The organism is Nonomuraea sp. B19D2 (assembly GCF_040137845.1).
GTDB lineage: Bacteria > Actinomycetota > Actinomycetes > Streptosporangiales > Streptosporangiaceae > Nonomuraea.
On sequence record NZ_JBEFAK010000100.1, the window covers coordinates 1 to 11516 of the forward strand.

The following is an 11516-nucleotide window of genomic DNA, read 5'->3' on the forward strand; positions in this document are numbered from 1 at the left end:
TGAGCAAGACCCACCGACGCACGTCGGGGCGGGGACTAATCTCGAACACTGATCAGGAACTACGCATCCGGCATGACCGGCCTCCAATCTGCGAGTTCACTCGATATGCGCGACTTCGTGTCGCACCACTGAGGAAGAGCTACACCCTTCCCAGATCCCGCCAGATCCGCAGCCACTCGGCCGCCCGCGCATGCCGGCCCAGCACCGGCCACTTCTCCTCCAGCACCACCGTGCCGCTCAAGCCATCTCCCCTGTTCCGTGGTCAGGACCGAGGAGACATGATCACCCCACGGCCAGATTCCACGTAACTTCTAAGATGATCAAACGGATCATGTACGGGCGAGCCAACCCCGACCTGCTCCGCATCCGTGTCCTGCACGGCTACTGATCACGAAAAGTGGGCCAGACCCACACGCACTTGGCCGTTGACAGACGCTCGGTCTGAGGCTGGGTTTTAGGCGGCCAGCGCCAGTTCTCCGGTTTCGGTGAGCTCCGCCGTCAAGGGCGCGGCCGAGCACACCCCGAGCCGGCTGACGCGCTCACGCTCGCGGCGTGGGGCGCCTGGCCGAGCTCAACCAGACGGGGGACCTCGTGGTAGACATTCGCCGGACATCGGTACGCCCGATGCCTCCGTAGAACAGCCAAGACCGTCCAGCCGGAGCAACTTGTTGCCGCCTTCGCTGTTGCGGACCGTCAGCGTTCCGGTGGCGGCCGAGAAGATGTCGGCCACGCCGTCGGAGTTGAAGTCCGGCGTGGCCGATCCACTCATCGCGGCTTAGCGCGGGTTCTTCGCGTGGGTGAGGGTCTCCCAGGCCAGGAAGCGCGAGGCACCGACCGGGCGCTTCTGCTTCACCCACTTCTCGGCATGGGGCATGTCGTATCCGAAACGCTGGTGCAGCGCGTTGTAGCCGACTTCGAGGTTCGGCCCGAGGCCGGGGGTGACCTTTCCACCGCACAGCCATGAGGGCTCCGTCGCGCCCAGTTGCAGGCGAGCGTGGAACTCCATCGCGAATCGCAGCCGGTGCTTGGCCTCGGCGTACAGGTCCACGCCCTGGTGACGGGCCGTCTCTGCGACGTGGGAGATGGCCGCGAGACCCCATCCGGTGTGCCCGAAGTCACGGCAGGTTTCCTGGGCCAGGCCGTTCACGAACGTGGTCTGCCCGTGCCAGTAGTCGATGATCTCGGCTTTGGTGTCGTGCTTGCTGTTCGGCGGCGCCTTGGGCAGCGAGCCGTCCGTCTTGAGGTAGATGTAGGCGGGCAGCCTGCCGCGCCAGGTCGTGACCGCTCGGTCGAAGGAGGCGCGGTCGTCCAGGTGCACGGCGATGCCGATGGCGGCATCGGTCATGATCAGTTCCCAGTTGCCTTGGTTGTTGGGCTTTCCGGCGATCACGGTCGGGAGGTACACGGTGCGCAGCTTGCCGGCGAACCGGCCGGCCTGGGTCCAGCCGGTGTAGGTGTGCTTGATGAGTTCGGCGGCGCGGGAGAAGTTGGCGCCCGCAAAGCCAGTCTGCAGCGGCGCGTTGCTCCCGGTGTGTTCGGTGATCACGGCCGACCAGGCGTCCATGATCTGGATCGCCTTCTTGGCGTAGCGGGAGTCCTTGGTGAGGTACCACCGCAGGGCGTGCGTGTAGGCCGCATTGGCGTCCTCACGCTCGTCCGAGCAGCCGTGGTCGGGGTTCCCATACATACCGCACTCCACGACGGCGCGGGGCTCGGCCGTGTAGGACAGCGAGGCATAGGAGCTACGTTGCAGGGCTTCCCAGGCAGACTTCCACGGTTCGTTGCCGAGGTTGGCTCTGACGAAGTCGAGCTGAGCGCGGCTGACCAGGACGCCGGGATGTTTGAACGCGGCCGCCTGCGCGGGCTGCGGGGCGGATAAGGCGGCGGCCACGAGCATGGTGGCGGCGAGAGGGCGAGCGAGACGCACGGGTTTCCTTCCAGGCGCGGACGTCACAGCGGCCAGCCGTCCGGGGCGGCGATGACCTGCACGTTTCCTCCGTGGTGCTTGTGTTTGCCGGACCACCACAGGTCCGCGCCGTTGGGGTCGGGGGTGGCGACGCGGTCGGTGCGGATGACCGTGCCGTCCAGGTTGAGGTGGGTGTATCCGGCGGCGACCGCGCGTTCCAGTGCGGTGGACAGGTCCGGCGCGTGGTCGGCCAAGACGATGGCTTGGAGCATGGAGTTGATCACGTGCTGTGAACCGCTCCGGGTCTGATGGAGGCTCTGGTGTGCCCCGCACCGGTCAGTGTGGGACGGACGCGTCGGCGGGTCAGTCGCAGACATTGCCTATCGCCCAGTTGGGACGCCAGGTCTTCTCGCCGGAGGACGCACCCTTCCAACTGAACGTCGCCACCACTGTGTAACTCTGCCCTGGAGAGCAGGGGTCGACGGTGACGGTGGCGGCCGAGTCCTCGGTGTCATGCCACCCGTCGTAGTCCTTCGCGGAGCGCACCGTCACATAGTCGCTCTTGTTGGTGCGCAGGAGCTTCACGTTGGTGACCTTGACCTGGAAGCTGCCGCCACCGGCGACGTCAGTGATTTTCGCCCGCGCTCGGAAGGTGTCGGCGGTCTGGTCCCACACGACGGTGGCGCAGCGCTTGACCTCGGTGCCGTAGCACTTCCAATCGATTGCTGCGGATGCGGACGATGGGGTGATGAGGATCGACGCGCCAAGCGCCGCAGCGACCAACGCGCCGGTGGTGCGGAACATGTGACTCCTCTTTCTCTGACCTCGCCCATAGACCTTAGGGTCGTCGTGGGCGTCGGACTTTGTCATTCGTGCGGGGAAATTTGTCAGTAGTGCACCGCCTCACATTGCAAACGTTCAGCAGGTGATCGTTGAGAAAGCTTCCGGTCGCTGTGTGTAGCCGGGTGCGGGTGCGCGAGGATGCTGTGTCAGCCTGTGGCGGGCAGTTCGCAGGATCCGGTGCACGAACCCCAGCGACGGCTTGCTGCCGGTCATCGACTCCAAAATGCCGGCCACCCGGCGGGCCGGGATGAAGTGCGCCACCATCAAATACGCCGCCCAGGCCTGCTGGTTCGGCCCGTACCCGACCCCAGTGGCGCTCCGCCCGGCGGGCGCGCCCTCAGGCCGCTCGGCGACATGTGTGGCCCTACACCGGCACAGCACCGCGTGCTGGTCGTACTGGGTGACCGTCACCGCGATCAGCGGGATCTCGTGCTGCTGGTAGCGATCCACCACACCCAGATCCCTGGCCTCGCCCAGGTCCGCGCCACACCCGCACGACCCCTGAGAAAACCAGTTCTCATGCCGCTGCGACGAGCAAGGATCCTGTGGCGACCATTGCCACGAGGGCGACCCTCATGCATTTGTTCATGGAAAACCCTTTGCGATCGGGGGTGGACATGCGAAATCTCGTCATCTTGGTGGATTAAGACGGAGAGGCACTTAGCCCCCTCAGCGCCAGCGGCACAGTTCTCGGCACCAACACGCCGTCAAGCAGGTGCTACACGTGTGTCGCTGGTTGCGGCGCGGTGATCTACCGTCGGCCGACGTGCCTTGCCGGGACGGTCAGGTAGTGAAGTGGAATACCCCACGTATTAGGGTGCCCCGCCCTTCCCAGTAGCTCCGGTATTCGGCCTGGTAGGTGGCGTTCTCGGGAACGTTCAGGACCCTGCAGGTGGCGCCCGGATGACCGACGTTGTCGTCTCTGATGACGATGGGTGATCCGCTCCCGCCCTGGCGGGACACGGCCACTTCCACCCAGGCCGTCCCAAAGGTGTTGTCAGCCTGGAGGCACATCTGATTGGTGTCGTCGGTGTAGCGGACGGTCCCGTCGCCGATGTCTCGGATGAAATTCACAGCGAAGGCCGGTTGTGCGAGAACAACGCTCGCAGTCACGGCGCCAAGGCCTACCGCGGCGAATTTGGCCAGCTTGTTCATGGGCTTTCTGTCCCTTCCGAACCAGATCATTTTTTGCTGGCGGATCAATCTAAGCCGATTTGTGAGTTCTGAGTGGTAATGTCGGCCGTCGCGACAACAGGCGTTCGTGCGGCCGTTGCTCACAACTCCTGGCTGGATCCTTGCGTACGCCGGTGGCAGCTTGGAATACGTCGGGAATATCCCGTGGTCACCGAGCCTTTCCGGTCTTCCGAGGGGCCTAACGATCTTTGGTCATGAGCTTCTGGACGTTGGTGTCAAGTTTCAGGACTCCCGGGGAAGCCGGGCGTGGGCGACGTAGTCATCGACGTGGCGGGTGATGGCCTTTAGTGCGGCTCGGAGTTCGGGCGGTGCCTGGGGCTGGTTGGCAGCGGTGAGTGGGACGAGCAGCCGTCTGTCGACCTTGGTGTAGGCGGCGGATGAGCCAGTTGAGACGCAGCCGCCGCAGGTCGTAGGTCATCTGCCCCGATGTGCAGGTAGAGCCGCCGAGCAGTCCGGTCATCGAGACGCGAAGGTTCGGTCAGGCCAGGCGCGTTCGACGCCGATGCCGTCGGTGGATCGAGGGCCGGGCGGGAAGAGTTCGCAATCGTTTCTTGACCCAGTGGACCGACAAATCAGGCCGTCCAGGTTTACAGTGCGTCCCAGCCGAGGGGGCACGATGAAGTTTGGGATACTAGGTCCACTGGCGGTGTGGCGAGAGCGTGAACAGCTCGATCTCGGCACGCCCAAGGCGCGGGTGCTGTTAGCGGTTCTGCTGTGCCGAGCGGGTAACCCGGTTTCGGAAGATCAACTGGCCGTGGCGCTGTGGGGGAACACCCCTCCGAAGAGCGCCACCAAGAATGTGCAAACCTACGTCCACCGGCTCCGGCGGCACCTGGGCGACCCGGCTCGCGTCGTGCGGCAGGGCCCCGGCTATCTGGTACGGGTGGCCTGGGACGAGCTGGACGCGGCGAAGTTCGAGAACTTGGCCGGCTCAGGCCAGGCGGTGGAGGCCGCCGGCGAGCCGGAGGAGGCGACCCGCCGCCTGCACGAAGCGCTGAGTCTCTGGCGCGGGCCCGCGTTCGCCGGCATGACCGATGTCCCGATGCTGGCCGCGGAGGCCGCGCGGCTGGACGAGGTCCGCCTGTCGGTCCTGCAGTCGCGGATCGCCATGGACCTGAGGCTGGGACGCCACGCCGGCCTGTTAGGCGAGCTGACCACGCTCACCAGGCAGTACCCACTGCGGGAGCGGCTGCGCGCGCAGCTGATGCTGGCGCTGTACCGCTGTGGCCGACGGGCGGACGCGCTCGCCGAATACACGCGTGCCCGCAAGACCCTGATCGAGGAGACCGGTCTGGACCCGGCCGAAGAGCTGCACGACATGCATCAGAGAATCCTCACTCAGGACCCCTCACTCGACCTCGTTCCTCGCGTCATGGCGACGATCACGGGCTCCCCTGCGGAGGCCACACGGGCCCGCCGTGACCTTGCCGCGCGTCTGTCGGAGGAACTGGGCATCGAGCCGAGCGAGAACGTGCAGCACGCCCACATGCGTGCCCTGTCCGCCGACCGTCCCGTCCATGCCACGGCCCCAATGCCTGAACCTCAAGCGGCCCCCACCCCCGCCGAGCTGCCGCCGGACATCGCGGAGTTCACGGGCAGAGACGACGAGGTGGCAGACCTCACCGAGGCCCTCACCAAACCGCGGCCGGGCACCGTCGCCATGGCCAGCATCGCGGGTATGGGAGGCCTGGGCAAAACCACGCTCGCCGTGCACGTCGCGCACCGGATCGCGGGTCATTTTCCCGACGGCCAGCTCTACGCGGACCTGCGCGGCGCCTCCGCCGACCCTGCCCGCCCAGAGGACGTGCTCAGCCGGTTCCTGTTCGCACTGGGCATCAGCACCACCGGCATACCCGAATCCCTCGAAGAACGCATAGCCTTCTACCGGAGTTGCCTGGCTGGACGCAGAATTCTCATCCTGCTCGACAATGTCGCCGGGGAGGAGCAGGTACGGCCGCTCCTGCCCGGAGCTCCCGGCACGGCCGTGCTCCTCACCGGACGTGTCCGGCTGGTCGGTCTCGAGGGCACGAGCCTGCTGGAACTCGACGTCCTGCCGTCGGCCCAGGCCATGGACCTGCTGAGAAGGATCATCGGCGACGAACGCGTCCAGGACCACCCGGACGCCGCTCTGGAGATCACCCGGTTGTGCGGCCGGGTCCCGCTGGCGGTCCGCATCGCGGCGGCCAGGCTCCTCGGCAGAAGGCAGTGGAGTCTGTCCCACCTCGCCGGCGTCCTCGGGGAGGAACGGCACCGGCTGGACGAACTTGTGGCGGGCGACCTCGACATCCGCGCAGGATTCGAGATGAGCTACCGGACGCTTACCGCGGGCGCGCAGCGGGCCTTCCGGCTGGCCGGACTGCTCGACGCGCCCGATTTCGCCTCCTGGGCGATGGCGGCCCTCCTGGACGTGCCGGTACGGCAGGCGGAACACGAGATCGAAACCCTGGTCGATGCTCATCTGCTGAACCTCACCGGGACGGACGAGACGGGCAGGCTCAGGTATCGGTTCCACGACCTGATCCGGTTGTACGCGCGTGAGCGGGCGCAGCGCGAGGATTCGGAACCCGAGCGCCAGGCCGCGCTCCAGCGGGCCCTGGGTGCGTGGCTGGCGCTGGCGGAGGTCGCGGTGGAGCACGTACCGGGCCCCTGCTACGCACGCATGCACAGCCGTGCGCCGCGATGGCGGCTGCCCGCGGCGGTCTCCGGCCCGCTGCTGGCCGACCCGATGGCCTGGTTCGGCGCGGAGCACGCCGCGCTGATGGCGGGGGTCGCCCAAGCATGCGAGGCGCGCCTGACCCAACTCGCATGGGACCTCGCGGGGTCCACCGAGACGTACCTCAACGTGCGCGGCGTGTATGACGGCTGGCAGCGCATGCACGAGCAGGCGCTCGCGCTCTGCCGTGAAACCGGCGACAAGCGCGGCGAGGCCGTGCTGATGCGCGGCCTCCTGGAGGTCACCACCTGGAACTCACCGCCGGGCCCCGGACCGGCGATGACACGGATGCGGGCAGGCGCTTCGCAGCTCCTCGGTCTGTTCACCATGCTGAACGATCCGGTCGGAATGGCCGACGCCTTGGCGACCCTGGCCTGGAGCATGACGGCCGACGGGAACGGTGGTGCACAAGCGCTCGCCCTGGCGGAGCGCGCTCTGCGGACGGCCGCTGACGCGGACTACCTCGGCGGCCAGGCGCGGGCCTATCACGTGATGGCGATCATCTACGGCGAGGACGACCCTCAAGGGGCGCTCTCGGTCCTGGAGGAGGCGACGAAGGTCGCCGAGGCGCTCGGCAACCCTCACTACACCACGACGATCACCCAGTTCCTCGGCGCGGCGAAATCGTTCTGTGGTGACATCGCGGGCGGCCAGGAACTGCTGGAGAGGTCCCTGGAAATGGCACGGCGGTTGAACTACCGCTATCTGGAGACGTTCTCGCTGCTCTACCTCTCGAAGCTGTTCGCCACGGTCGGGGACGAGCGGGCAAGGGCGACCGCCGAACTGACGCTGGCTTACAGCGAGGACGGCAACTTCGGCCATTATCTCGCCGACGCGCTCAGCGTTCTCGGGCAGTTGGACCTGGCCGAAGGAGACCTGCCCGCCGCCATCGCCACCCTCGAACGCTCGGTCCAGGTGTGGCGGACCCGCGGCTCGATCCCCTACCTGGCGCGGACGCTCCGCGCCCTCGGCGACGCCCACGACGCCGCCGGCGACCATCAGACGGCCACAACCATTTGGACAGAAGCCCGCGAACTGTTTCGCGGGATCTCGCACGAGAACGACGCGAGAACGCTGGACGACCGGCTCGCGCGTGAAGGGCAGCCTGGCTGTTCGGCGACACGTCGCCGTTAACGACCGCCAACTGACGGTCGGCGGTGCCATCCCCCGCGTGAAACTCCAGGACCACCTACCGCGTGGCCCACAGGATCATCCCGCACCCGCCGGTCCCCCGAACGGCCCAACCACGAGCCACATGACCAGCAAAGACAAGATCACGAACGCTCAACTCCTGCCATTGGGACTGGCCGCCGATCAGATGCCGTGGCCCGAGCAGTAAATCCGGCCGCAGAGGAGAGCGCGACGGAGCTCTCCTCAACCGCACCGATTGCGCCCATGCCGGCGGGGGCGGCGCGGTGCAAGGGACCGTGACCGAGCGCGACGTGCGATTCGGGCTGGAAAGCTGCTACCGCACCCTGGCCTGGCTCGCCGCCACCCAGGAAAAGCGCAACGACCTGGTGGACCGCGCCAACGCCAGCCGCCTCCGCACCGTCCGCTGACCCGCGGCGGCGAGAGGGCGGATGATTCGCTACCGCGGGTCGGCTGTCCCGCTCAGCCAGCTGCCGTAGAGGGTGCTGGTGATTCGGCAGCGACCGGCGTAACAGATGTAGCTCACCTTGATGGACCGGTGCCTATAAACCGTCGGAATGAACTGGCGGACGATGCGTCCGTTGATGCATTTGTCGTACACCTTGGCCTGACGTACACCGTTCTGGTTGTAGATCTGCGTCCTGCCGGTCGACCCCGACTCAGTCTTCTTCAGCCGCGTGACGCTGTGCGTCTTCGGGTCGTAGGTCCGCGTCCCGAGGTAGTTCGTCCACTCACCACCACAGTGACCCCTGTCCTCCGACCAGTAGAGGTAGGGCCTGATGACGTCGGCGCTGGCGGTCGACATCCCGCTGCCTCCGACCACTATCCCCAAAGCGAGCATCGCCGACGCCATGAACCACGCGAGCCGTTGTCCTTTGCGCATGAACCTTCCCATCTCCGGTGTCGTCGCATCCTGTGGAGCCCAGGACGGTCAACCGAGTGACCGTCCGCCACAATGCCGTAGGGCGGTATATGCACAGAACATCTTCGGTACACGCACGGCCGTTCCAAGATCGAGTTAGCTTGAGGCGTCACGTGGAGGAAGGGCATGTCGCGATGTGATCTCGTACGGCGTGTTGTCCCCAGAATGAGACGAAGCTCCAGCTAGCAAGGGTCTTCCTACAGATCTTTGCTCGCGGAGCTTCGCCGTGGCCAAGTGTGCCATCCCCTCGGCCGAGCCGGTAGCCACCAACGTGGTAATCACCGAACCGGTCGCCTGTATCCCACTCGCAGGTGCCTGCGGTGACCTGCTGAAACTGTTGGCGGGCGTGTCAGATGGACGCTCCGATCAAGGCCGGGATCACCCAGTGGCGACCGTGCTCGCGTTGGCCGCGGCGGCGACCGTGGCCGGGATGAAGGGTTACCGCGCGATCGCCGGCTGGATCGCAGACGTCCCCGCCGAAGTACGGGCCGATCTGTACATGCGCGCCGGAGCGGCCCCCGCCCCACCGCCGAGGCACGCGGGCACGAGCGTCACGGAAGCGGTCTACCGGCACCAGCTCAAGCCGGTGATCACCAAGGGCGCTCACACGATGAACACCGTCTTCGGCGACAAGCCGACGGGTTGAGTCCGAGTGAGATGGCTCCCCGATTGGCTCCTATCGACTTCCAGAAACGGAAAAGGGCCTGACCCGCTTTGCGGATCAAGCCCTCTACCTGGTCTAACTCTGTCGGGGTGGCGGGATTTGAACCCACGACCTCTTCGTCCCGAACGGGCACGTAGCGTTCATCCGTACCGCTGGCCATCCCGTCGAATCTCCGTAAAATCGCAGGTAGACCAAGCTTTTGACATGCCAAGCGCTGACCATCGGTGCCTATCGGTGACAGCGAGTACCACGGTCAAATGACGGTCAAGCGATCAAGGAGGTGATCGGGAAGCATGGGCTACTCGCGGAAGCGGACCAGCAAGGACGGACAGGTCCGTTACACCGCCTACTACTGGGACATGAAGGGCCTGGAGAAGTCGGCAGGCACGTTCTCCAACAAGAAGGCTGCCAACAAGGCGTGGCAAGAGGCCGAGGCCAAGGTGGCAGAGGGTCGGCTCGGCGATCCACGGCGAGGGCGGCAGAAGTTCGAGCGCTACGTTCTGGAGACATGGCTTCCGAACCATGAGATTGAGGCGACCACCCGGCAGAGCTACACGTACGTGATCAACCGGCATCTGATCCCCGAGTTTGGCGAGATGCGGATGATCGACATTCTCCCTGAGCATGTGCGGGCGTGGGTGGCGACCATGAAGAGCAAGGGCGTCAGCCCGGCGACCATCAAGTACGCGAAGGTCCTGCTGAGCGCCATCTTCACCACGGCGCTCAACGACCAGGTGACCTACGTCCATCCCTGCCGTGGTGTGAGGACTCCTACCGTTCCCCAGAAGCCGCGGACGATCATTACACCGGAGCAGTTCGACACGCTGTACCAGGAGCTCCCGGATGTCGAGTCCCAGCTTCTCGTGGAGATGGGCATCGAGACTGGATTGCGCTGGGGCGAGCTGACCGAACTGCGAGTCAAGGACCTGGCCATCCGATCGCGGATCCTCACGGTGTCGCGTGCCGTGGTGGAGGTGAACCGGAAGTTCCATCCCGAAGGCGGCAGGTTTCTGGTCAAGGAGTATCCCAAGGACAAGGAGTTCCGCCGTTTCAAGCTTTCGGCCCAGATAACTGCCAAGGTTGAGAACCACATCGCGACGGAAAATCTCAGGGCTAACGACCTGCTGTTTGTGTGGCGACAGGAATCTGGAGCCAAGCCCAAGCTTCGTCTCGCACCGGACCCATCCAAGCTCGGCCTTACTGAGCCCAACGCAAACGGACGCCGTTATCATCACGGCACGCTGAGCGCGTACACGGCAGGCAAATGCCGCTGCGAACACTGCCGGACGGCCTTTGCCATCTACCGAGCGGGACGTCGTTCTGCTGGCCGGGACAACCCCCGAACCCCACGTACCCGCGACACGGATGGGCACATATCCGCGGACTGGTTCCGCCGCCAGGTGTGGAAGCCCGCTCTGGAGAAGGCCGACCTGGGCGTCAATGTGCGCATCCACGACCTTCGTCATGCGCATGCATCGTGGCTACTCGCCGGTGGGGCTGACCTTCAAGTGGTAAAGGAGCGCCTCGGCCACGCTTCGATCGCGACGACCGAAAAGTACCTACACACACTCGACACGGCCGACGAGACGGCCCTGGACGCGTTCTCGAAGATCCGGAATCGCTCAGCGCGATGAACAAGCGGTCTGTCCGGGTGCAGGCACACCCGGACAGACCTTGATCCCCAACCCTGAAAAGGAGGGCTGAGCCTCTTGAACGACAGTACGCCAGGCCGGGAGAGGAAGCCGCCGGCCTCGGACTCGATCATCCGCTGGACCACGACGGCCGCGGTGGTGGTTCTCGCCGGGATCGCCGCGGTCGTCAGCTACCGGCACATGCACGAACTGGCCGTACGCTACGGCGAAGAGCCGTGGTCAGCGTCATTGGTGCCGCTCAGCGTCGACGGCATGATCGTGGCCTCTTCGATGTCCATCCTCTACGCCAGCCGGTACGGCAGGCGGGGGAGCCCTCTCGCGTGGACGCTCCTGATCGTCGGCAGTCCGGTAGGTGTCAAGTCAAGTGCGACAGGGACTCTGCCGAGGTGATCGCTAGGCGGCCTCCTGGGTGGGTTGGGATGCGCCGTTCTGGTCTTCTTCGGGCTGGTTGATGTAGGCGACCGTTGGGATCT

The 11516-nt window shown here is 65.7% G+C and carries 10 protein-coding genes and 1 pseudogene; 5 read left to right on the forward strand and 6 right to left on the reverse strand.

Annotation, left to right across the window (positions count from 1 at the left end; translation table 11 throughout):
• Window positions 1-775 precede the first annotated feature (775 nt).
• The 5 genes and pseudogenes from ABN273_RS58285 to ABN273_RS58305 form a co-directional block, all read right to left on the reverse strand.
• A complete protein-coding gene (locus ABN273_RS58285) occupies window positions 776-1927 on the reverse strand; it encodes an alginate lyase family protein (RefSeq protein WP_349458408.1) in 1152 nt (383 codons plus the stop codon).
• Between the two features lie 26 nt (window positions 1928-1953).
• Window positions 1954-2163 (reverse strand): annotated as a pseudogene (locus ABN273_RS58290) (transposase family protein); the annotation flags it as partial.
• Between the two features lie 106 nt (window positions 2164-2269).
• Window positions 2270-2710 carry a hypothetical protein gene (locus ABN273_RS58295; RefSeq protein ID WP_349458409.1) on the reverse strand — a complete coding sequence of 147 codons (441 nt, stop codon included), beginning with the start codon at window positions 2708-2710 and terminating at the stop codon, window positions 2270-2272.
• A 114-nt stretch (window positions 2711-2824) separates the two neighbouring features.
• On the reverse strand, window positions 2825-3202 hold the full coding sequence (locus ABN273_RS58300) for a hypothetical protein (RefSeq protein WP_349458410.1): 378 nt from the start codon (window positions 3200-3202) through the stop codon (window positions 2825-2827).
• A 330-nt stretch (window positions 3203-3532) separates the two neighbouring features.
• Window positions 3533-3904, reverse strand: a complete 372-nt coding sequence (locus tag ABN273_RS58305) for a hypothetical protein (protein ID WP_349458411.1) — start codon at window positions 3902-3904, stop codon at window positions 3533-3535.
• Between the two features lie 655 nt (window positions 3905-4559).
• On the opposite strand from ABN273_RS58305, the gene ABN273_RS58310 reads away from it, so the two are divergent.
• Window positions 4560-7790 carry an AfsR/SARP family transcriptional regulator gene (locus ABN273_RS58310; RefSeq protein ID WP_349458412.1) on the forward strand — a complete coding sequence of 1077 codons (3231 nt, stop codon included), beginning with the start codon at window positions 4560-4562 and terminating at the stop codon, window positions 7788-7790.
• 293 nt (window positions 7791-8083) lie between these two features.
• Window positions 8084-8215, forward strand: a complete 132-nt coding sequence (locus tag ABN273_RS58315) for a tetratricopeptide repeat protein (RefSeq protein ID WP_349458413.1) — start codon at window positions 8084-8086, stop codon at window positions 8213-8215.
• Window positions 8216-8244: 29 nt separating this feature from the next.
• On the opposite strand, the gene ABN273_RS58320 is transcribed toward ABN273_RS58315, so the two are convergent.
• Entirely contained in the window at window positions 8245-8700 is a 456-nt protein-coding gene (locus ABN273_RS58320) for a hypothetical protein (RefSeq protein WP_349458414.1), read from the reverse strand.
• Window positions 8701-9073: 373 nt separating this feature from the next.
• Here ABN273_RS58320 and ABN273_RS58325 point away from each other — a divergent pair, with 373 nt between their 5' ends.
• The 3 genes from ABN273_RS58325 (at window position 9074) to ABN273_RS58335 (ending at window position 11433) form a co-directional block, all read left to right on the forward strand.
• On the forward strand, window positions 9074-9373 hold the full coding sequence (locus ABN273_RS58325) for a transposase family protein (RefSeq protein WP_349458415.1): 300 nt from the start codon (window positions 9074-9076) through the stop codon (window positions 9371-9373).
• 311 nt (window positions 9374-9684) lie between these two features.
• Entirely contained in the window at window positions 9685-11025 is a 1341-nt protein-coding gene (locus tag ABN273_RS58330; protein ID WP_349458416.1) for a tyrosine-type recombinase/integrase, read from the forward strand.
• A 75-nt stretch (window positions 11026-11100) separates the two neighbouring features.
• Window positions 11101-11433, forward strand: a complete 333-nt coding sequence (locus ABN273_RS58335; protein WP_349458417.1) for a DUF2637 domain-containing protein — start codon at window positions 11101-11103, stop codon at window positions 11431-11433.
• The last annotated feature ends 83 nt before the right edge of the window (window positions 11434-11516 follow it).